Source organism: Sphingobium sp., from assembly GCA_035196065.1.
Classification (GTDB): Bacteria; Pseudomonadota; Alphaproteobacteria; order Sphingomonadales; family Sphingomonadaceae; genus Sphingorhabdus_B; species Sphingorhabdus_B rara.
In genome coordinates this window covers 1216567-1238582 of record CP136575.1, presented here as the reverse complement: position 1 = coordinate 1238582, position 22016 = coordinate 1216567, and the positions used below count along the sequence as shown (strand labels likewise).

General features: G+C 58.7%; 23 protein-coding genes. 8 read left to right on the top strand and 15 right to left on the bottom strand.

Annotated features, from left to right (window positions below):
- Positions 1–9: 9 nt before the first annotated feature.
- Together RSE16_05930 and RSE16_05925 are read right to left on the bottom strand one after the other, a co-directional pair.
- Positions 10–690 (bottom strand): MBL fold metallo-hydrolase, encoded by a 681-nt coding sequence (locus tag RSE16_05930; protein WRH77005.1) that lies wholly within the window; start codon positions 688–690, stop codon positions 10–12.
- Positions 691–732: 42 nt separating this feature from the next.
- Positions 733–1377 (bottom strand): S24 family peptidase, encoded by a 645-nt coding sequence (locus tag RSE16_05925; protein ID WRH77004.1) that lies wholly within the window; start codon positions 1375–1377, stop codon positions 733–735.
- A gap of 140 nt (positions 1378–1517) precedes the next feature.
- Between RSE16_05925 and RSE16_05920 the strand changes: the two genes are divergently transcribed.
- On the top strand, positions 1518–1727 hold the full coding sequence (locus tag RSE16_05920; GenBank protein ID WRH77003.1) for a hypothetical protein: 210 nt from the start codon (positions 1518–1520) through the stop codon (positions 1725–1727).
- Positions 1724–2035 carry a hypothetical protein gene (locus tag RSE16_05915; protein ID WRH77002.1) on the top strand — a complete coding sequence of 104 codons (312 nt, stop codon included), beginning with the start codon at positions 1724–1726 and terminating at the stop codon, positions 2033–2035. The genes RSE16_05920 and RSE16_05915 overlap by 4 nt, the downstream gene beginning before the upstream one ends.
- Before the next feature lie 8 nt (positions 2036–2043).
- On the opposite strand, the gene RSE16_05910 is transcribed toward RSE16_05915, so the two are convergent.
- The 4 genes from RSE16_05910 to RSE16_05895 all read right to left on the bottom strand — a co-directional run bounded on the left by RSE16_05910 (position 2044) and on the right by RSE16_05895 (position 7035).
- A complete protein-coding gene (locus RSE16_05910; GenBank protein WRH77001.1) occupies positions 2044–2529 on the bottom strand; it encodes a GAF domain-containing protein in 486 nt (161 codons plus the stop codon).
- A gap of 13 nt (positions 2530–2542) precedes the next feature.
- Positions 2543–2944, bottom strand: a complete 402-nt coding sequence (arfB, locus tag RSE16_05905) for an alternative ribosome rescue aminoacyl-tRNA hydrolase ArfB (protein WRH77000.1) — start codon at positions 2942–2944, stop codon at positions 2543–2545.
- Positions 2945–3007: 63 nt separating this feature from the next.
- On the bottom strand, positions 3008–4066 hold the full coding sequence (locus tag RSE16_05900) for an LD-carboxypeptidase (GenBank protein WRH77306.1): 1059 nt from the start codon (positions 4064–4066) through the stop codon (positions 3008–3010).
- On the bottom strand, positions 4063–7035 hold the full coding sequence (locus RSE16_05895; protein ID WRH76999.1) for a TonB-dependent receptor: 2973 nt from the start codon (positions 7033–7035) through the stop codon (positions 4063–4065). The genes RSE16_05900 and RSE16_05895 overlap by 4 nt, the downstream gene beginning before the upstream one ends.
- Positions 7036–7379: 344 nt before the next feature.
- Between RSE16_05895 and RSE16_05890 the strand changes: the two genes are divergently transcribed.
- Entirely contained in the window at positions 7380–8087 is a 708-nt protein-coding gene (locus RSE16_05890) for a response regulator transcription factor (protein WRH76998.1), read from the top strand.
- Positions 8088–8182: 95 nt separating this feature from the next.
- Here RSE16_05890 and RSE16_05885 read toward each other — a convergent pair whose 3' ends face one another.
- The 7 genes from RSE16_05885 to RSE16_05855 form a co-directional block, all read right to left on the bottom strand.
- Positions 8183–8947 carry a metallophosphoesterase family protein gene (locus RSE16_05885; GenBank protein WRH76997.1) on the bottom strand — a complete coding sequence of 255 codons (765 nt, stop codon included), beginning with the start codon at positions 8945–8947 and terminating at the stop codon, positions 8183–8185.
- Positions 8948–9034: 87 nt separating this feature from the next.
- Entirely contained in the window at positions 9035–10198 is a 1164-nt protein-coding gene (locus RSE16_05880; GenBank protein ID WRH76996.1) for a saccharopine dehydrogenase NADP-binding domain-containing protein, read from the bottom strand.
- A 104-nt stretch (positions 10199–10302) separates the two neighbouring features.
- Positions 10303–11478 carry an acyl-CoA dehydrogenase family protein gene (locus RSE16_05875; GenBank protein WRH76995.1) on the bottom strand — a complete coding sequence of 392 codons (1176 nt, stop codon included), beginning with the start codon at positions 11476–11478 and terminating at the stop codon, positions 10303–10305.
- A 125-nt stretch (positions 11479–11603) separates the two neighbouring features.
- Positions 11604–12158, bottom strand: coding sequence for a dCTP deaminase (gene dcd, locus RSE16_05870; protein WRH76994.1), 555 nt, complete (start codon positions 12156–12158; stop codon positions 11604–11606).
- 62 nt (positions 12159–12220) lie between these two features.
- Entirely contained in the window at positions 12221–12661 is a 441-nt protein-coding gene (locus RSE16_05865) for a cytidine deaminase (protein ID WRH76993.1), read from the bottom strand.
- On the bottom strand, positions 12658–13344 hold the full coding sequence (locus tag RSE16_05860) for a GH25 family lysozyme (GenBank protein WRH76992.1): 687 nt from the start codon (positions 13342–13344) through the stop codon (positions 12658–12660). Before RSE16_05860 ends, RSE16_05865 begins: the two co-directional genes overlap by 4 nt.
- Before the next feature lie 28 nt (positions 13345–13372).
- A complete protein-coding gene (locus RSE16_05855; GenBank protein WRH76991.1) occupies positions 13373–13855 on the bottom strand; it encodes a UPF0262 family protein in 483 nt (160 codons plus the stop codon).
- Positions 13856–13979: 124 nt separating this feature from the next.
- On the opposite strand from RSE16_05855, the gene RSE16_05850 reads away from it, so the two are divergent.
- On the top strand, positions 13980–15485 hold the full coding sequence (locus tag RSE16_05850; GenBank protein WRH77305.1) for a replicative DNA helicase: 1506 nt from the start codon (positions 13980–13982) through the stop codon (positions 15483–15485).
- Between the two features lie 26 nt (positions 15486–15511).
- Here RSE16_05850 and ubiG read toward each other — a convergent pair whose 3' ends face one another.
- A complete protein-coding gene (gene ubiG / locus RSE16_05845; protein ID WRH76990.1) occupies positions 15512–16258 on the bottom strand; it encodes a bifunctional 2-polyprenyl-6-hydroxyphenol methylase/3-demethylubiquinol 3-O-methyltransferase UbiG in 747 nt (248 codons plus the stop codon).
- A 56-nt stretch (positions 16259–16314) separates the two neighbouring features.
- On the opposite strand from ubiG, the gene RSE16_05840 reads away from it, so the two are divergent.
- The 4 genes from RSE16_05840 to RSE16_05825 all read left to right on the top strand — a co-directional run bounded on the left by RSE16_05840 (position 16315) and on the right by RSE16_05825 (position 20745).
- The gene (locus tag RSE16_05840) at positions 16315–17571 is read left to right on the top strand and encodes an aspartate kinase (protein ID WRH76989.1); all 1257 of its coding nucleotides are present in this window, start codon (positions 16315–16317) and stop codon (positions 17569–17571) included.
- 34 nt (positions 17572–17605) lie between these two features.
- The gene (locus RSE16_05835; GenBank protein WRH76988.1) at positions 17606–18604 is read left to right on the top strand and encodes a nitronate monooxygenase; all 999 of its coding nucleotides are present in this window, start codon (positions 17606–17608) and stop codon (positions 18602–18604) included.
- Between the two features lie 63 nt (positions 18605–18667).
- Positions 18668–19135 (top strand): PH domain-containing protein, encoded by a 468-nt coding sequence (locus RSE16_05830; protein ID WRH76987.1) that lies wholly within the window; start codon positions 18668–18670, stop codon positions 19133–19135.
- Between the two features lie 71 nt (positions 19136–19206).
- Complete coding sequence (locus tag RSE16_05825) at positions 19207–20745, top strand: PH domain-containing protein (protein WRH76986.1); 1539 nt, start codon at positions 19207–19209, stop codon at positions 20743–20745.
- A 10-nt stretch (positions 20746–20755) separates the two neighbouring features.
- Here RSE16_05825 and RSE16_05820 read toward each other — a convergent pair whose 3' ends face one another.
- Positions 20756–21925 (bottom strand): alkaline phosphatase D family protein, encoded by a 1170-nt coding sequence (locus RSE16_05820; GenBank protein WRH76985.1) that lies wholly within the window; start codon positions 21923–21925, stop codon positions 20756–20758.
- Positions 21926–22016 lie beyond the last annotated feature (91 nt).

The following is a 22016-nucleotide window of genomic DNA, read 5'->3' as shown; positions in this document are numbered from 1 at the left end:
GTAACGAAATCAGCTTAACGCATAATCCGACACATAAGCGTTGACCTTGCGTTCATGGCCGAAATTGCTGGTCGGGCCGTGGCCGGGAATGAAGGTCACATCGTCGCCCAGCGGCCAAAGCTTTTGAGTGATCGAATCGATCAGATCCTGATGGTTGCCGCGTGGAAAATCGGTGCGGCCAATTGACCCCTGGAACAGCACATCGCCAACAATCGCGAGGCGGCTCGGACCGTGGTAGAAAACCACATGCCCCGGCGTGTGTCCTGGGCAGTGAATAACATCTAGAGTCAGATTACCGACGGTCACAGTATCACCATCCTTCAGCCAACGATCAGGCTCAAAGGTCTTCGCTTCCATCCCCCAGCGCTTGCCATCATTGTCCAACTGGGCGATCCAGAAGCGGTCTTCCTCATGCGGACCTTCGATTTTCAGGCCGAGTTCCTGCGCCAGCATCCCTGTCTGGCCGCAATGATCAAGATGGCCGTGGGTGACGAGCAGCTTTTCCAGCTGCACCCCCGTTTTTGCCACTGCATCCTTCAGCTTGTGCAAGTCGCCGCCGGGATCGACCAGCGCACCCTTGTTGGTTTCGGTGCACCAGAACAGGGTACAATTCTGTTCAAGTGGCGTGACAGGGATGATCACCGCCTTCAAGGGCGGCTGAGCGTTCATGCTGGATGTGATGTTCGACATGACTAGCTATGTGGCGAGGCAGCGGCGCGAACGCAAGACTGATCACAACCGGCGCCCCACCCAGACGACCCGTCCGACCAGTTCCACCTCGGTCGGATCGCGTTCGGGCCAGCTGGGATAGGCGGGATTGTCCGACAGCACCGATAAGAGCCCGCCAGGTGCCCGAGCCAATCGCTTCACCATCAGAACGCCGTCAAGCCGGATCACATGAATACCATCGCGCAGCGTCCGGAACGCCGCCGCCCGATCAACCATGATGTCATCGCCGTCGTTCAGCACAGGTTGCATCGAATCGCCCTCGACGCGGATCAGCGACACCTGCTTCGGGTCGACTCCCAATTTGCGCAGCCAGGCCTCATCAAAGCCGACACGTCCGGCCAGCGCCTCTCCCTCGGCCCAAGCGCCTGCGCCAGCCGAAGCCCCCACAGCCAGTTTGGGTACGAGATGCAACCCGTCCGGCTGCACTGCGCCGTCATCGTCAGGTGCCCCCAACAACCGGGCATCGACACCGAAATAGCGCGCCAATATCGCCCGTTCGCGCTCGGGAAGGTTTCGCGGGCTGCCACGTTTGATGAACTGCTGGATATAGGCAGGATTGCGGCCGACAAGCCGTGACAGCGCGGCATAATCCGCCCCATGCTGGCGGGTAAGCCTTTCCAGTTCAGCGCGCGGATCGGCGATTTTCATACTCAAGCTATACAGATAGGAATTTTCCTAGACAAGTAGGATTTTTCCTATGAATAATGTTTTTATTATGTTCTCGTCCGATTCGTCGGGTGGCGGCATGAAATCGAACTGGGTGGTGTGAATGGAAAGGAAAGCAACAAATGCACATCAACCGCAAGATTGAGAGATTCCTGCGCCTTCATGCGATGGCTCCTACCACTTTTGGACGCCATGTCGCGCGGGATCCCAGGCTGGTGCTGGATATGCGAAACGGACGCAGCCTGCGGCCTAAAATGGTCGCGCAGGCCGAGGCGTTCATGGCGGCCTACGCGCCGCATGCTGCCGAAATCGATGCTCGGCATGCGGCATGACAGGTCGTCAAGCGCCGCGCGCCCTTATCCCCGCGCTGCTTCAACGGATCGAAGGCGCCCAATGTAACGATTGGACGCTGCGCGACTGGCACAGCGCAACCTTTTCCGGAGCGAGGCTCAATATGTTGATCGCATTGGAGGGCGAAGATGCCGCAGCACGACTTTCAGTCCTTGCCAATGCCCTTCCCGATATCGAATTTAACCTGCCCGGCATGTTCGTCGCGGACATCATGGCTTATGCTGTCGAACCTTCGAAGGACAGCGCGCGACTTTCCATCGAGGCGCTCGTCCTTGAGGACATCGCCTGAGCGAATGGTTATCCAATCCGATCAGCGAGAAGCCGTGCCAACGCCTCAATGCCTTGCGCATCCTCTTCGTCGAAACGTGCGGGACGCGGGCTATCGAGGTCAATGACAGCGATAACGGCGCTGCCCCGCAGTATAGGCACGACCAGCTCGGATCTGCTGTCTGCATCGCAGGCGATGTGCCCCGGAAAGGCATGGACGTCGTCAACCCGCTGCGTTTTCGCTTCGCGCGCAGCCGCGCCGCACACGCCTTTATCGAGCGGAATGCGGATGCAGGCCGCCTTACCCTGAAAGGGACCGAGGACAAGTTCATCATCCACCATGCGATAGAAACCCGCCCAATTCAGATCAGGCAGGAATTGCCAAAGCAAAGCGGAGATATTCGCCATGTTGGCGATGCCATCAGATTCACCACCCGTCAGCGCATCAGCAGCAGACAGAAGATTGGCATAAAGTTCGGACTTGGGAGCATCGCTCGCGATATCAAATGCGTACATGGCACTGCGTTAATCAGTCGAAACTGATTTTGCCACGATTCTTCTTGATCTCTCCGCGCTCTTTCTTGGCATCGACCCGCCGCGCCTTAGCCGCGCGTGACGGCTTGGTCTTGATCCGGGGTGCTTCACGCACAAACGCCTGATCGACCAGTTCGACGATCCGCGCACGTGCCTCTGCACGGTTGGCTTCGCGGGTGCGATGGTTGCGCGCAGTGACGATCAATTCGCCTGCGGCTGTCATCTTGCTGCCCGCCAACATCTTCAGTTTGCGAAAGGCAAAGGGCGGCAATCCCAATCCGAATATATTCACGCGCAACTGACACGCGGTCGCGACCTTGTTGACATTCTGGCCACCCGGGCCGGTTGCGGCGAGAAAGTTCTCTTCCAGCAGGTCTTCAGGCAGTTCAAACGGCATGCGGTTCGTTTAGCACCGCCCGAAGGCAACCGCCAGAAAAGCTGTCAGCCCGTTCTGGTAAGATCAGGCAACCGCCGGCTCCATGATCTTCAGCGTTCCTGCATCGGCATCGATTTCGGCCATTACGCCCTGTGGTATCGTAAACTGGTCGGCGATATGGCCGAACCAACTGCCTTCAAAGGCAGGAATACCGAGCGGCCCAAAATGCTGTCGCAGGATCGAATTCAGTGTGAAGCCGCCGCCCGGGCCGCTGCCGTCAGGATCGCGGCAAGTGGTACATTGACCGAACACAACACCGGCAAGCGCCTTAAGCACGCCAGCTTGCCCCAATTGGGTCAACATCCGGTCGATTCGATATTCAGCCTCGTCGACGTCTTCGAGAAACAGGATCGCGCCGGTAAAATCAGGCAAATAAGGCGTCCCGGCCAGCGCCGTCAGCACAGTCAGATTGCCGCCAAGCAAACGGCCTTGTGCCTTGCCGCCCCTGATCTTAACGGTGCGCCAACGCCGCTGCACCAACCTGTCTTCATTGGCAGGCGGATTGACCAACAAGGGCGTTCCGCCGTCAAAGGCGATCTCTTTGAACGACGCCAACGACGATTTACCCCATGCACTACCAGCGTTAGGTCCATGCAGCGTATAGGCGCCACCCTTGGCCGCAATCGCCATATGCAGCGCAGTAATGTCGCTGAAGCCCAACAGGAATTTCGGGTTGGCGCGTACGACATCCCAGTCGACATAAGGCAGGGCACGGGCCGATCCCCAGCCGCCGCGGACAGCAAAGATCGCACGCACATCCTTGTCAGCGAACATCGTGGTGATGTCGCTGCCCCGTTCCTGGTCCTGCCCCGCAAGATAGCCGTAGCGCTTTGCAAGATTGGGCGCGCGCTTGGGAACCAGTCCCATCGCCCGAACCGCCTCTTCAACCAGCGTCAGGTCAAACGGATCGTCGCTAGCCGAGGCTGGCTCTATCAGGCCAATGGTATCGCCGGGGCGCAGCCGCGGCCCTGCAACACGCTTTGTCACAGCAGAAGGCGCTGCTGTTGCTTCGAAAAGCGGCAGGGCTGGGGCCGCAACCAGCGCCCCCAGCCCTGCGATCAAATGGCGACGTGTTGGCGTCAGAACTTTGCCTCCACACCCAGGGTGAACGAACGTCCACGCGGGTCGGCAACGCGCGGTTCCCAGCTGCTGCCGGCACCGGTGTTGCTGTCATAGGTGATCGCGAACGGCGGATCGGTGTCGAACAAGTTCTTGATACCACCGGTCAGCTTGAAACGTTCATCAAACGCATAGCTGGCTGACATATTGTAGATCACATAGCTCTTCACCCGCGCATTATAGTCAGGCCGTGTGGCCGACGCAGGCAGCGCGTTGTTCTTGTAGCCGTTGCGGAAAAGCTGCGACAGCGTGAGGGTGAAATCGTCCTTCGAGTAATTAAGGAACGCATTATGCTTCCACTTGAGACCAAGGTCGCCGGCATAGGTAAAGATACCGATCAGGCTCGGGCCAAAGGGCGATGCAGGCAGGAACTTTTCACGCTTTTTCAGCAGATAGGTGCCATCAAGACCCGCGGTAAGCTCTCCACCAAGCACATCGGCACCAGCACGTAGCGACACTTCAAGGCCCTCTGTACGGCGCGAACCGATATTGTCGGCGCGCAGGTCAAGCAGGGTGATGATGTTGTTGGTGCGAACCACGCGATCCGGGAAGTCGCGAATGTTGTCCAGAAGCTGACGGATGGTCAGCGACCCGATCGTATCGTCAACCGCGATCGACCAGAAATCGAACGACGCGCTGAGCCGCGAGCTGGGCTGGAACACCACGCCGAGCGAATATTGCTCGGACGTTTCAGGGCCCAAATTCAGGTTGCCGCCAGACAGCGAATCCGGGGTGATGGCTGCACAACCGGGGGTTACGTTAATCACGCCGCCTGCCGGGCAGGTCGTCGGATCGGTAAGGTTGTTGCCTGGGTTAGGCGACTGCGTCACGCCGTTGAAGATCTGGTTAAACGCAGGCACGCGGAAGCCGGTGTTATACGAACCGCGGAACATCAGCCAGTCGACGGGACGGAATTTCGCAGAGACCTTCGGATTCACGGTCGAGCCGAAGCCGCTATAATCGTCGAGACGGACGGCACCGGTTACTTCAAGCATGTCAAAGACCGGAAGCAGAACTTCGCCATAAACCGCCTTCACCGTGCGGTTCTTCGGTGTCAGCGCGTTCACATTGTCGAAAGCGACGTTAAAGATATCGGGCTGGTTTGCAGCTGCGGCGGGCGAGCCGTTGAAGCTGTAAGTTTCCTTCCGATAGTCAGCCCCCAGGGCAACCTGCACCGCGCCGCCGGGAAGGTCGAAAAGCGAACCCGAAATCGACGCGTCGAACTGCTTCACCTCATATTGACCGCCATAGAGCGTGGTGCCTTCAGCTGAAATTGCGGCAAGGGCTGCCAGCGCTGCCTCCGACTGGGTGAGCGAGAAGGGGTTGAGGATACCGCTGTTCAGTAGGCCGACAATGCCGGGAGCAGTTGCGCCCGGTGCAATCGGGGCACGCGTATCGAGACCGCCCGAGACCGCGCCAGCAATACCCGATGCCACAGCCGAAGCCGCATTGGGGAATACGCCGCGATAATGATAACCGGTTCCGAGGACCGAGGAGGATTCGCTCTTCGCATAGGAACCACCAGCGCGATAATCCCAGCCCTTGGCCAGCGGACCTTCGATATTCAGGCCAGCGCGGAGCGTCTTGGTGTTGGTTTCATATTCACGACGGTCACCCGCCACGTTGCGCCAGCGATAGGCAATCGGCTTTCCATAATTCGGCGCGATTGCCGGGAAAACCGCAAGCAGGCGATTGTAGATGTCGTTATAGGTCGAAGCCGTCGTCGCATTGAGCGGATAGTAAAGCGGCAACGAGGTCGCGTTGATCGAATATTGGTTGTTCGAGAAACGCTTCGATGAATCGGCGTCCGATCCGGTCACTTCGGCAGCGATGCGATGATCGCCCAAAGCCAACGTTGCCTTGCCATAATAGGTCAGTGTTTCCAGCGGCTGCTGCAGCGTGGCCGCACGACCGGTATCCCACGAACAGGCGAAACGCGCGCCAGGGATAGCCCAGAGTACTTCATCATAAGCCATGCCGCCTTCCATGCTTGCACAACCTGCGCCGCCGGGAAGATCAAGGAAGTTGATTCCGCCATTTGCCAGTGTCGTCGTACCGGGGATCACAAGTCCGGACAGCACAGTCGCACCGGTGGTTCCGCCGAGCAGCGAACCTGTGGGCGCAAAAATGCTGTTCGGATTGGCAGGGAACATAGTGGCGATCGGGGTACCACGCGTATCGACCGAAAGGCCGCGATTCGGCTGATTTCCGTTTACGAAATCGCGATCCTTACCATAGAGCACACCGTTCCAGCTTTTGCTGACCGCGGCCATGACGTTGAAACCATCGTCATTGATGTCGCCATAACCGACCGTACCCGAAAGGCGGTAGATCGGGCTGTCACCCGCTTCAGCGATGTCAACAAAGCCATTCAAGGCAAGACCCTGAAAATTGTTCTTCGTGATGAAGTTGATCACACCGCCAATCGCGTCGGTGCCGTAAATGGCCGAGGCGCCATCTTTCAGCACTTCGATACGCTCGATCGCAGCGAAGGGGATCTGGTTTACGTCAACCGCTGCACCGGTAAGGCCGTGAGCAGCCACGCGGCGACCGTTCAGAAGAACAAGCGTCGACGCCGAACCCTGACCGCGCAGGTTCGCAGCAGAAAGACCGTTGGTGCCGCGCTGAGCACCGCTGGTTACGTCGGAGTTAGACGCCAAATTGTCGGCACCATTGCCGTTGCTGGTCAGGAAGGAGATGAGCTGTTCGGGGCTATTGATGCCTTCACGCGAAATATCGTCAGGCGTGATCACGGTAACCGGCAGCGAGCTGTCATTCGGGTCACGCTTGATCCGCGATCCGGTAACGACGATCGACTGCTCGGCCGTGTCAGTGACCTTATTGGCATCGTCGGGCAGGCCTGCATCCTGCGCGAACCCGGGCACGGCCAGGCTTGACACGGTCAGAAACAGAGCGAGTTTATGCAGCTTCATGAATAGTCCCCTCATTGAGCGCTTCGCCGACATTTACCGGTCGAAGCGCGCGATAGCTGCGGCATTGCTAACGCGAGATCGAAGCTTTGCAAAGCCGCAATGAACCAAAATGACTGCACAAAGCAGGGGGCGCCGAAAATTTTTTCCGTCAGGGATTTTCAAAAACCCAAGGATTTGAGTCACTTTCGCGCATTCCGATACTCGCGACTCGTGGATTTCTGCGCGTTAACACCAAATTAACCTTTTCAGTTCATTTCCCTTATGGTTAATTACAGCCGATGGGCGCGTTGCCATTCCGGGCAGCGGTTTATCGGGGGTTGCATTAAGCAAAAGGGGCGAGCCGCATGCGCGTGTTGCTGATTGAAGACGAACCTACCACCGCGAAAGCTATCGAGATGATGCTCGCGACCGAGGGATTCAATGTCTATTCGACGGATCTGGGCGAAGAAGGCCTCGATCTGGGTAAGTTGTATGATTACGATATCATCCTGCTCGATCTCAACCTGCCCGACATGCACGGCTATGACGTGCTGAAGAAATTGCGTGTCGCCAAGGTGCAGACGCCGGTTCTGATCCTTTCGGGCATTTCCGAAATGGACAGCAAGGTACGCAGCTTTGGTTTTGGTGCCGACGATTATGTGACCAAGCCGTTCCACCGTGAAGAACTGGTTGCCCGTATCCACGCAGTTGTGCGCCGTTCAAAAGGCCACAGCCAGTCGGTGATCCGCACTGGAAAGCTGGCTGTGAACCTCGACGCCAAAACCGTCGAAGTCGATGGTGCCCGCGTGCACCTGACCGGCAAAGAATATGCGATGCTCGAGTTACTCTCGCTGCGCAAGGGCACCACGCTGACCAAAGAAATGTTCCTCAACCACCTTTATGGCGGCATGGACGAACCCGAACTCAAGATCATCGATGTCTTCATTTGCAAGCTGCGCAAGAAACTGGCGTTGGCCTGTGGCGGGGAAAACTACATCGAAACCGTCTGGGGCCGCGGCTATGTGCTGCGCGATCTGGAAGACATGGAATATGATGAGGCGCAGGTCGCCTGACAACAAACCTGAACCGGCAAAAAATTGATAGGGGCGGTCCGCAAGGCACCGCCCTTTATCATGACATTCAGTCGCCGCACCGGCACATTGTCGTTTCAGGTCTGCAGATACCAGCGCTCACCGCCCTCAAGGCCGATCGCCGTCAGTTTGCCGCTGTCATAGGCCCCGGTATCAATACCGATCCGTGATCCGCGCTCGTCGACATCCTCATAAATCGTGTGGCCATAGATGATGACCTTTTCCAGATCGCCCCGCTGGCCAACAAATTCGTCGCGAATCCAGCGCAGATCGCTCGTTTTCTGCTGATCCAGCGGCACGCCGGGACGGACGCCGGCATGAACAAAGGCATAATCGCCGACGATGATCATGTCCTCGAAACCTTCGAGGAAGGCAAGGTGCGCCTCCGGCACCAGCGTTTCGAGCCGTTCTGCAAGCTGTTCAATATCCAGCTCGACATATTCAGAGCGGGTGATCGGATAGCTTTGTAGCGTCGCGTCGCCGCCAATCTTCAGGAAGAAACGCAGCGTCTTTGAATCGCGTTCGCGGCAAGCCTTGATGAACACTTCCTCATGGTTGCCGGCGAGGAAACGAACATTCCGTCCCGCTGCTTTCAGCGCCATCGCCGTTTCAACCACGGCCGCACTGTCCGGCCCCCGATCCACAAGGTCGCCGAGAAACACAATCTGCGTCTCTGCCGCACCGCGCGCCGCATCATCGGCTTCGATTTTGGCGAGCAGCGCCGTCAACAGGTCATGGCGCCCATGAATGTCGCCGATCGCATACACGCGCACGCCATCAGGCACGCGCGCCGTATCAAGCGGACGGAAAGGAATGGCTTTTTTGAACAGACGTCCCAGCATGACGCGCCATATAGGGAGCGGCATGCTGAAGGGGAAGTGAATAGCAGAAAACCAACGTCCCTCCCGCAAGCGAGGAGGAAGTGACGCCTAGCCTTCAACCGTAAAGGTCAGCCCGGCATGCGCCTGCAGCCGATCGACCAGCTTCGCCCCCAAGGCCGCACCGGGGGTAGTAACCCCGCCAGGTCCGTCATTTTCAACCAGGGCGATGGCGGTTTCAGCGATCATCTTCGACGTCGAGCCATAGCCCGGATCGCGATCACCCTTTACCGAATAGAGCGCACGCCGGCCATCGGGATATTCACCGACAAACAGCACATCGTAAAAGCCGGTGTCGCGTTCTTCCTTGGTCGGCCCCTCGCCCGGCTTGGGATCGTTTGCCGTGCCAATCATCGGCGTCTTGGCAACAAAGTCGGCGGCCTGCTTTCCCGCATCTCCCGGACCGGTCAGCATCATTTCATCATAAACAAAGTCGGTGCCATAAGGATGGCCGAGCAACGCATTGGTGCGGTGGACATTCTTGGTGTTAATCGGCGCCATGATGAAACTGGTCGCCCAGCTGTCCAGCCCCTCGTCATATTCGGGCGCATTGCCCGCCGGCTGGGCCGGCCCTTCAAAGCCGCCCGCAAGACTGAACGGGTGGGTGAGATAGCCGATCACCGCGCGATCCTTTGCCGCGGCCGCCATCGTCGCCTTCAGGCTGGCAGCCGTCCCACCCGAAAATTTGCCCTGCATCGCACGCACCCGGCCTTTTACGCGCGGAGCAGGCGTACCGAATTTTTCCGTCGCATGGCGTTGCAGCATCAGCACGCCAAGGTCGAAAGGGATCGAATCGAAACCGGCCGAAAACACAATCCGCGCTCCGCTCGCCTTGGCGGCTTCATGATGTTCGTCGATTTTCTGGCGCATCCATGCAGGTTCGCCGCACAGGTCGGTATAATCGGTGCCATTGGCCACACAGGCCGCGACCAGTTCATTGCCGTAAAGCTGATAGGGGCCAACCGTGGTCAGCACCACCTTGGTGCGCTTTGCCATCGCGTCGAGCGATGCCGGATCAGAGGCATCGGCAACGACCAGCGGTGTATCCGCCGGCGCACCGATCAGATCACGCACCTCCTCCAGCTTCGCTTGGCTGCGCCCCGCCATCGCCCATTTCAGGCCCGCCTTGTCCTTCAGATATTCGGCGACAAGCCGGCCTGTATAGCCGGTGGCTCCATAGACGATGATGTCAAATTCGCGGGCATCCTTGGACATTGCTCTCTCCTGATTCTATGTTGGTCCAGCAGATGCGCCCATGGCCGGTCGAAGTCAAAACAGTGTTTTCGCGGTGGCCTCATGTGCGCGCGACCTATGCGCCGTCAGAAATTGTACTGCCGCCCTGCCAGGTCGAACATAATCTCCTCGCTACCCCCGCCAATCGCCATCACGCGCACCTCACGATAGATGCGTTCGACGCGGCAGCCGCGCATGAAGCTTGCGCCGCCCAATATCTGGCAGGCCTCACGCGCGCAAAATTCCATGGTGCGGGTGGCCTGCACCTTCAGCAATGCGAAGTCGCCGGGAAAGGCCTTGTCCGCTCTCGCGCTCCACGCACATTGGTCGATAAAAGCCTGGGTCGCGTTAATCTGGCGGATCATGTCGGCCAGCTTGTGCCGGATCGCCTGATTACGAACCAGCGGCTTGCCGAACACCTCTCGTTGCTGTGCCCATTCCAGAGCATCCTCGAAACAGACGCGGGCATAGGCCGCCGCCTGCTGCGCCATGCCAAGCCGTTCGCCATTAAAATTGCGCATGATGCCCATGAACCCCCCATTTTCGGGGCCGATCAAATTTTCTGCAGGCACCTCGACATCGTCGAAATGCAATGTTGCGGTGTCCGAGGCATGCCAGCCCATTTTGGCAAGCGGGGTGCGGGTGAAACCGGGCTGGTTTGTCTCCACCAGTAGCAACGAAATGCCACCCATGCCCGGCCCGCCAGTGCGCACCGCCAGCGTCACATAATCGGCCCGCATGCCGCTGGTGATATAGGTTTTGCTGCCGTTGACGATATAGCTTGCGCCCTTGCGCTCTGCCTTGGTCCGGATGTTCGCGACATCCGATCCGCCAGACGGCTCGGTGATGCCGAGCGCAATGATCTTCTCGCCGCTCAGCACTTCTGGCGCAATCCGCGCCTTCATCGTTTCGCTACCCATGGCCAGGATCGGCGGCAGGCCGATGCCGTGCGTCATCAGCGAAGCGGGGATACCGCCCGCGCCAGGCCGGCACAGTTCCTCTGATTGGACCAGCGAGTGGAAGATATCGAAATCCGCACGTCCGGTGCCGCCAAATTCGGCTGGATAGCCAAGGCCCAATATGCCGGCCTCGGCTGCCTTTTTGTGCAAGCTGCGGGGCAATTCGCCTGCAGCCTCCCAAGCATCAACATGGGGTGTAATCTCGCGCTCAACAAAGCGGCGCACAGTATCACACACTGCCTCATGGCTTTCGTCATAATGCGGGGATCGGCTGCGCCATTGGTCAAAAAGCGGGGTGGTCATGGGGCCTCTCCTCTGGCTGTATGGGCGCCATGTTTAATTGATCGATTAAATTGGGCAAGACGGGACGTCGACTGCTTCCTTCCTTGCCGCATGCGGGAGGGTAATGATTTAGCCGAATTCCAAGATCACAACCGGGGCAGCGTAACGCCCTTCTGTCCCATATATTTGCCCGCACGGTCGGCATAGCTGGTCTCGCAGGGCTCATTGCCCTGCAGGAAGAGGAACTGGCACGCGCCTTCATTGGCATAGATCTTCGCGGGCAGCGGCGTGGTGTTGGAAAATTCCAGCGTGACATGGCCTTCCCAGCCCGGCTCGAGCGGGGTTACGTTGACGATAATCCCGCAACGGGCGTAGGTGCTCTTGCCGAGGCAGATGACGAGCACGTCGCGCGGCACGCGAAAATATTCAACGGTGCGGGCAAGCGCAAAGCTGTTGGGCGGGATGATGCAGACATCGGTTTCGCGGTCGACAAAGCTTTTGGGATCGAATTCCTTCGGATCGACAACGCTCGAATCGACATTTGTGAAAATCTTGAACTCAGGCGCAACGCGCGCGTCATAACCATAGGAGGACAGGCCATAGCTGATACAACCGTCGCGGCGCTGCGCCTCTACGAACGGTTCGATCATCCCGTTTTCTTTAGCTTGCTGCCTGATCCACTTGTCCGAAAGAATTGCCATGAAGCCTCCCTGTATGGCGCAAAGCTTTTGCCGCTTTGCCAAGCAAGCGCAAGGCGCGATTTTTACTTCAAACTTGCAGGGCCGAATCCATAAGGCAGCAATTCCGACAGCAAATGCGTGTCATGCCCGCCTTGCTTGGCGCAATAGACGGGCAGATCGATTGCGACTTCATCGGCAACTTCCTTGATTACTTGGCGGCAGCGGCCGCAGGGGGTGATTGCCTCAGCCCCTAATGTTGTGCCGCCGTCGCCCGCCTTGGGCCCGCCGGCAACCGCGATTGCGACGATCCGGCGCATCTGACCATCACTGTTCGCCTTGGCAATCGCGACAGTTTCCGCACACAGCGTCATTCCGTAGCTGGCATTTTCGAAATTAGCGCCAGTCACGACATCGCCATTATCAAGAAGCAACGCCGCGCCGACATGGAAGTTGGAGTAAGGCGCATAGGCATTTTTCGCAGCGGCGACTGCCGCCGCAACCAATTTTTCTGCATTCATCGTCATTCGCGCACCACCGCCCATTCCACAGTTTGATCAACGCCCTCTACACGGCGCGACAGATTCGCGGTCCACATCACCCAGGGGCGGGCGGCGTAATCAGGCAGCAGCCAAGTCTTTTCAAGCCAGACATTGCGGTCAATTGCAGTTGTCAGCCGGTAATGTTCCTCAAACTCCTGAGAAAGTTTCAGGATTGCGGGCTTTCCAAGATGGGCCTCTACCTGCCCGAGAAAGGTTGCAACCTCGGACAAAACCAGCGCCCGGTCCGGCCGGGCAGCGCAGCTCTCGCTGAAATGGAATTCGACCGCCGCAGGCAACGCCGTTTCACTGCGTGGAACGGTGGTGATAAAGCTGGTCGCCTGATCACTCGCCAATCGGCACAAATCAAAACGGTGAAGCGCACCATAGCGCACGCCTGCATCGGCTGCGCCTGCCATGTTAGCGGCAAAGCGGCTGTCGCGCGGCTTCACCCCATCGGTCGCAGCGATATAGGCGAAATCAACGCCCGTCGCTGCCAGCGTCGGCCAATTTATGGGGCCAACCTGCGAATCGACCACAATGCCCTGCACCGCAAATTCGTTGCGCGATGGGGCATAACCCCCCGCCGCGCGCCAGGCGACAAACACGCCCAGAAGCAGGGCAAGCACGATTGCGACGTTTCGCCACGTCCGGAAATTAGCGCTGGCCATTCATACAATCCTGATTGTCCCCGAACGCCTATTGCTTGATATGGAGGACGCAAATCAACGTAAACAATCGCCGCGCGGTTGCAAAATCGACCTCGATCTTGCCTTCGAGCCGTTCGATCAGCAGTTCGGCGGCAGCATTGTGGACCCCGCGCCGAGCCATATCAATCGTCTCGATTTCCGCAGCTGTCGCCTTGCGAATCGCCTGATAATAGCTGTCACAAATCGCGAAATACTCGCGAACCGGCCGCTGGAAACGGCCAAGACCAAGGATAAGTGCCTCATGCGGCGTCCCGTCTTCGCGGGCGATATCGATGATCAGTCGGCCTTCGGTAACGCTGAGCTTGAGGCGAAAAGGCCCTTCATAGCCGCCGCCCATATCGCGCAGAGGCTTGAAATGATTTTCCTCGATCAGATCGAAGATCGCCACCCGCCGTTCCTGTTCGATATCAGCGTTGCGACGCAAGATGGTCGCTTCGTCAAGATCGACGGAAATGATACGCGGGTCTGCCATGACTTTCCTCTAACCTATGCAACGGCAGGGGCAAGAGCCGTCCGGTAAATTGTCCACAGGCCTGTCCCCGGAACAATTTTTTGTCCCCCTTGCCTACAACGCCATGCTATTCGATAGCATCACCATGGCCGAACCGATCCGACTTGCCGCCTCCAATGATGGAGAGGAGCAGCGCCTGCCGCGCAATGTAGAGGCAGAGGCGGCCTTCCTTGGCGCGCTGATGATCGACAACCGCATCCTTGAAGATGTCTCGATCAAGCTGCGCCCAGAACATTTCTTCGAACCGCTACATGGGCGCATCTATGACCAGATATTGCGGCTGATCGACCGCAATATGCTTGTGACGCCGGTGACGCTGAAGCCGCTGTTCGAAAGCGACGAGACTATGAAGGAGCTGGGCGGCCCCGGCTATCTCGTCCGGTTGACGGCCGACGGCTCTGGCCTGATCGGCGCGCGGGATTTTGCCCAGCAGATTTACGACCTTGCCCTGTTGCGCGAATTGGTAAGCGTCGGGCGCGGGCTAGTGGCGGGAGCGCTCGACACCAGCGATGTTGTCGACCCCAAGGCGCAGATCGAACAGGCAGAGGCGCAGCTTTACAAGGTTGCCGAGGGCGAAGGTGAAACCGGAAGCATGAAAAGCTTCCTTGCCGCATCGACCGAGGCGATCAAAAATGTCGAAAAGGCCCTGAATTCGGGTGGACATCTTTCGGGCGTGACCACAGGCCTCGACAGCATAAACGCCAAATGCGGCGGCCTGCATAATTCCGACCTTATCATCCTTGCCGGACGCCCGGGCATGGGCAAGACCTCGCTTGCCACCAACATCGCCTTCAATGCGGCGCAGCGCTGGCTGCGTGACCGGGAGGATGGCATCCCTGAGGAAAAGGGTGTTGGCGCCAAGACCGCCTTTTTCAGTCTTGAAATGTCTGCGGACCAGCTGGCGACGCGTATCCTTGCTGAGCAATCAGGCATCAGTTCCGAAGCGTTGCGCATGGGCAAGATCAGCCGCGAGGATTTTCGCGAGCTTTCGCGCGCTAGCCGCGAGTTGCAGGAACTGCCGCTCTACATCGACGATACGCCTGCGCTGACAATTGCCGCACTGCGCACCCGCGCGCGTCGCCTGCAGCGCAAGCATGGCATCGGCCTGATCGTGATCGATTATCTGCAGTTGTTGCAGGGTTCGTCGCGCAGCAGCGACAACCGCGTGAACGAAATCTCAGAAATTTCGCGCGGCCTGAAGACGCTGGCAAAGGAATTGCAGGTCCCGGTGATCGCACTATCGCAGCTTTCACGTGCGGTCGAACAGCGCGAAGACAAGCGCCCGCAGCTTTCGGACTTGCGCGAATCCGGATCGATCGAGCAGGACGCCGACATGGTTTGGTTCGTATTTCGCGAGGATTATTATGTCGCGGCGCGTGAGCCCAAGCATGGCAGCGAGGGTGATGCGAAAGCCACCGAGGAATATGAAAAGTGGCGCCAGGAAATGGAGCGCGTCTTCGGTACCGCCGAACTGATCGTTGCCAAACAACGCCACGGCTCAACCGGCAAGGTGCGCATGAAGTTTGAAGCGAAGATCACCCGGTTCAGCGACCTTGCCGACGATAGCTACGCTGATCAGGGATATGATTGAGGGGCTCCTCTCCTGTTAGGAGAGGATCAAGAAAACCGCGCCGCCAATATATAATTCAGCGCCTTGTTCTCGCTGAGATGCAGGCCCGATAGCGGCGAAACGGCAATTCCTTCGATCGCCGCCACAGCCAACCCAGCATCGGCAAGCAATGCGGTGACCTCATCCGGGTTCAGGAACTTGTCCCAATCATGCGTGCCCCGCGGCACCTGCCCCAGCCGTTCGGCGGCCTCGACCAGTAACAGTTTCGACGCAGTGGTCCGGTTCGGGGTCGACAGGATCAGCAGCCCGTCCGGCTTCAGCCGCGCTGCCAGCCCACCAACAAAGGCCGCAGGGTCGGTGACATGCTCAATCACTTCCATCGAACTGACCAGATCAAACTGGCCCAAATTCTGCGCCGCCAGTTCGCCAGCGTGATAATTGATATCCAGCCCCGACTGGGCCGCATGGGCCTTGGCAGCCGCGATATTCTCCAAAGCTGCATCGACGCCCGTGACCGCCGCCCCCAGGCGCGCCAGCGGTTCGCACAACAGACCCGCACCGCACCCGACATCAAGAGCAGTCTTTCCCGACAACGGTTTCATCGCTTTTTCATCGCTACCGAAATGCAAATCGATCTGCTGGCGGATAAACCCGAGGCGCACCGGATTAAGCTTGTGCAGCATCGCACTTGAACCTCTGGGATCCCACCAGTCCGCGGCAAGCGCACCGAAATGGGCGGCTTCATTTGGGTCGATAGTAGTTTTTGTTGACGGAGCGGTGCTTGCGTTTGACATATCCTGTCCCTATCAGGGCGCCCGTTCGCAATATAGCCCCAATAGCGCAGGTTTTCATGGCCCGGATCGTAATGAAATTTGGCGGCACCTCGATGGCGGGAACAGAACGTATCCGTCGGGTCGCCCAAATCGTGAAACGTCAGGCCGAACGTGGTGACCAGGTCGCCGTGGTTGTATCCGCCATGGCTGGCGAGACCGACCGTCTGGTGACCTTCTGCCGCGAAGCGAACCCTCTATACGATCCTGCCGAATATGATGTCGTCGTTGCCAGCGGCGAACAGGTCACCTCGGGCCTCCTTGCGATCACTTTGCAAGCCTTGGGCTGCAAGGCGCGCAGCTGGCTCGGATGGCAATTGCCGATCCACACCGACGCCGCCCATGCCAAGGCGCGCATCGGCACAATCGACAGCGAAGAATTGATCGCTTCGATGGCAGAGGGCACAATTGCCGTAATCCCCGGTTTTCAGGGACTGACAGATGACAATCGCGTAACCACGCTGGGGCGCGGCGGATCGGATACTTCTGCGGTTGCAGTTGCTGCGGCGATCAAAGCCGACCGCTGCGACATCTATACCGACGTTGACGGCGTCTATACCACCGACCCTCGGATCGTCACCCGTGCGCGCAAGTTGAAAGCGGTCACTTACGAAGAAATGCTCGAACTCGCCTCGGTGGGTTCGAAAGTACTGCAGACACGGTCGGTCGGGCTTGCGATGAAAGAAGGCGTGCGCGTGCAGGTCCTCAGTTCCTTCATCGACGAAAACGCACCCGACGCTGACAGCATCCCCGGTACATTGATCGTGACCGACGAAGAATTGGAGAAAGCCCACGTGGAACGCCAACTGATCACCGGCATCGCCGCCGACAAGAATGAGGCCAAGGTCACCCTGACCCGCGTCCCCGACCGTCCGGGCGCGGTTGCGCACATCTTTGGTCCGCTGGCCGAAGCCAATATCAATGTCGACATGATCATCCAGAATGTCGGTCGCGACAAGGGCGAAACCGACGTAACCTTCACCGTGCCGCAGGCAGACCTCGCCCGTGCAAGCGACGTGTTGCAGAACCAGCGGGAAAAGATCGGCTATAACCGGCTGATCCCGGACACCAAGGTCGCCAAGATCAGTGTCGTCGGCGTTGGCATGAAGAGCCATGCGGGGGTTGCCTCGACGATGTTCTCTGCACTGGCCGACCGCAAGATCAACATTCAGGCAATCTCAACCAGCGAGATCAAGGTTTCTGTCCTAATCGACGAGGACGAGACCGAACTGGCCGTGCGCGTGCTGCACACAGCCTATGGGCTGGACGCGGAGTGAACGTCGAACGACGGTAAAGAGATTGAGCTGACCAATGACCAAACTCGCACATCTGATGCAGCGCGGAACCGAATTTCTTGGCTGTGAAACCGCAATATTGTGCGGTGCCATGTCCTGGGTGTCGGAGCGCAATCTGGTTTCGGCGATCAGTAATGCGGGCGGATTTGGAGTGATTGCCTGCGGAGCAATGACACCCGAATTGCTAGATGCCGAAATTGCCGCGACAAAGGCACTCACCACGAAGCCGTTCGGCGTCAATCTGATCACTATGCACCCGCAGATCATGGAATTGATCGCGATATGCGCAAAGCACCGCGTCAGCCATATCGTGCTAGCCGGCGGCCTGCCGCCCAAGGGCGCACTCGAGGCAATCAAGGAAAGCGGTGCCAAGGCGATCTGCTTTGCGCCCGTACTCTCGCTTGCCAAAAAGCTGATCCGATCAGGCGTCGATGCGCTCATTATCGAAGGGATGGAGGCAGGCGGCCATATCGGACCGGTGGCAACCAGCGTGCTGGCGCAGGAAATCTTACCCGAAGTGTGCGATCAAGTACCAGTGTTTGTCGCGGGCGGCATCGGCAAGGGCGGAATGATTGCCAGCTATCTGGAAATGGGCGCGGCCGGCGTGCAATTGGGTACCCGTTTTGCCTGCGCGACCGAGAGCATCGCGCATCCGGAATTCAAGAAAGCCTTTTTCCGAGCCAATGCCCGGGATGCAGTTGCGAGTGTCCAAATCGACCCGCGCCTGCCCGTCATTCCGGTGCGCGCACTGAAGAACAAGGGCACCGAAGAATTCACCAGGAAGCAGGTCGAGGTGGCCGCAAAGCTGGACAAGGGCGAGATCGACATGGCCGAAGCCCAATTCCAGATTGAACATTATTGGGCAGGTGCACTGCGCCGCGCCGCGATCGAGGGCGATGTCGAAAGCGGATCGCTTATGGCGGGGCAGTCAGTCGGCATGGTCGAAAAAGAAGAGCCGGTGGCAGAGATCATCGCGACCTTGCTCGCCGAAGCCGAGGAAGCGCTGGCTCGGTAAATCCTTGCCGCTGACAGGAATTACTGTCTTGTCAGGCCAACACAGTGGCCGCATAAAAAGGGCATGGATGCCAAAGAAACGCTGAAGCCGCTCGACCCCGCTTATATTCAGGTTATGCGGATCGGCAGCGCGCTTTTCGCAGCTATCCCGCTGGCCGGCGCGCTCATCCTCGAATTTGCGCAATTGACCGTCACCGGGCTGTTCATCATCCCCGCCGTCTTACTGACCGCTTGGTTCGTGCTTGTGCTGCCCGCCAGACGCTATGGGCATTGGGGCTATGCGCTGGACGAAGACCGGCTGCGGGTCGAACGCGGCTATCTCTTTTACAGCGATACAGTGGTTCCGCTCGGCCGGGTTCAGCATATTGATGTCGATCAGGGACCGATCATGCGGCGCTATGATCTTGCAACACTGACCGTGCACACCGCCGGAAATCATGGCGCGAGCGTCAGCCTGCCTGGCTTGCGCCATGACGATGCTGTCGCAATGCGCGAGGCGATCCGGGAGTATATCAAGGTGGCGCAGGGGTGAACGGGATCGAGGAAACAGTCCCCTCCCGCGAGCGAGAGGGGTTAGGCGAGGGCCCGAGCGAAGCGAATTCAGTGCTTCCGCAAGACCTCCCCCACCCGCAAGCGGGCGGAGAGCAACAGGAAGGCCAGCGCCTCCACCCGGTGGGTCTGCTCGTCGGGTTCGTTACCGGCCTGCCGCAACTTTTCTTTCCCATCGTCGCAGTCATTTTCGGATCGGGCAGTCGCGACCGGCCCGAACTGATCCCGCTGGTGATTTTCGCCGTGTTGCTGGTCAGCCTATTCTTCCGCTGGCTGGCATGGCTGCGCACCCATTATCATATTGCCGACGATGATATCCGCATCGAAAGGGGCATTATCAGCCGTACCACAAGATCCATCCCCTATGACCGCATCCAGGATGTCAGCATCGAGCAGAAACCGCTCGCCCGGCTGATGGGGCTCGGCGAGGTGAAGTTCGAAACCGGCGGCGGCGAAGGCGAAGACGCCAAGCTGAGCTTTGTTTCGGTCGGGGAGGCCGAGCGTTTGCGCGAGACAATCCGCGCGCGCAAGACCGATTCCGCGCCAACAGTCGGTGGCTCCAACACAATCGCCGAAACCGACTCCTTGCCAGTTTTCACGATGCCGCTCCAACGCTTGCTGACGCTGGGCGTCTATTCATTCAGTCTGGTGATCTTTGCGATACTAGGCGGACTGGCTCAGCAATTTGATTTCCTGTTGCCCGGCGATGTCTGGGATGTGCGGCGCTGGATCGGCATGGCGGAGGAGAATGGTGTCGATATCCGCCATATCGACCGCACGGTGCAAATCGGCGGTGCAGTGGCGGCACTCGCAGCGTTGGTCGGCATCGGCGTTGCAACCGGCATCGTTCGCACCGTCGTGCGCGATTATGGCTTTCGGTTGGACCGTACAGCCAAGGGCTTTCGGCGGCGGCGCGGATTGTTGACGCTGACCGATGTGGTGATGCCCGTTGCGCGGGTGCAGACGGCAGTGATAGGAACGGGTCCAATCCGGGTGCGCAGCGGGTGGCACGCGCTGAAATTTGTTAGCCTCGCGCAGGAAAGCAAGGAAGAAGGCGATCATATGGTCGCACCACTCGCTACGCTTGATGAAATCGCGCCGATCATGGCCGTGGCGGGGATAGACCCACCTGCCGCAGATTCCCTTTTCCGCCGCGGGCCATTACGCTGGTGGTTTGGAGGGATCATCCTGCTTGCGCTCGCGATGGCGATTGCGACTGTAGCGACGATAACTTTTGCCGACGCTCCATTCCGGCACGCCGGATGGATGCTGGCCGTACCGTTGATCTTTCTACCTATGGTCTGGCTCCAATGGCGGCATTCGGGGTGGTTGGTCGATGACCGCCAGCTTTATGCGCGCGAGAATTGGTGGAACCGGCGATTGACGATTGCCCCGCAAGTGCGGGTGCAAAGCACAAAAATCTCTCAAGGACCGATCGCCCGCCTCTTCGGGCTGGTGACGCTGCATTTCGGAATCGCCGGCGGCACGCTGCGCTTTGTTGCGCTTCGCCCTGATGAAGCCCGCGCCATCCGCGATCAGGTGATGGCAGCTGTCGCGCCGGTCGACTTTTCGGAAATTAACCGGCGCGGTTAAGCCTCCGCCATCAGAACGGTGAGACCAGCTGCTCCTCGATCACGCTGCCATCGTCGCGACGCAGGCTTAGCTTCACCTTCTTTGCGCTCCAGTCGATATCGATCTGGCCGAAATTGGGGATCGCCCAAAAACCGCCTGTCCGCGCCGGATCGGGTTCGCGGTCAGCATTGTTGCCGCGGCCAAAAGCGAAGTTTAACGAACTTGAGGTAAAGTCCCAGACCGGTCGCGACAGCCCGGGCACGTCTGCCTTGTAGAAACCACCGGCATGGCGATCGCCCGACAGAAACAGCGCATTGTTCACACCTTTGTCTGCAAGCAGGCGATAAAGCCGGTCGCGTTCCTTGGGAAAGTTGGTCCAGCCTTCGAAATTATGCGCACTCGTCACCACCTGCATCGAGGAGATGATGAACCGCAGTTCAGCGGGTTTAGCAAGTTCACCTTCCAGCCATTGCCATTGTGCATCGCCCAACATGGTAGCCTTTGGATCGACATTGGGCAGATACCAGCCGAGCGACGGCCCCGGATCGCGATAGGGCATACGGACAAGGTCAGACCGGAAGAAGCGTGTGTCGAGGATGATGAACTGCACGCGCTTTCCTTCAGGTCCGACGATGCGGCTTTCATAGACGCCCGGCCGCCCGCGCACCTCTTCGCTGCTGCTCCAATAGCTTTCATAAGCCTTTTCTGCCCATTCCTTGAAGGCAAAGCTGCCGCCGACATCATTCTCACCAAAATCATGGTCATCCCATGTCGTCATCATCGGCACGCTGCGGCGGAAACGGTCAAACTCCTGCCGGCTCGACAATTTGCGGTAGCTGGCCGACAGGGTCGGGATGTCGGCCGCACCGGTCGCTCCTGTATCGCCATAGACATTGTCGCCAATCAGCAGGAAGGCCTGCGGTTTCTGCGCGGCGATCACATCCCAGAAGGCCATCGCCCGGTTTTCATTGACGCAACTGCCAAATGCGATCCGGGTGAGCGTGGTGTCATCCGCCAGCGCGGGATTGGCCGGCGCAACCGGCAGCTTAGCCGCCAACGACGCGTAATAGGGGCGCAATGCTTCTTGCGCGCTCGCAGGAGTGGTAGGCGCAGAGACAGGCGCAACGCCCTGTTTTGACGCGCAACCAGCGAGAAGCAATCCGCCAAGCAGTGAAACAGCAAAGGACCGACGCATCGTCATGGTAAATCTCCCAATCATTCACTCAACGCCATGCGCTGCCAGCCGGACAAGTCAATATGGTGACGTCGGCATGGAGATATTCCCGCCAGTC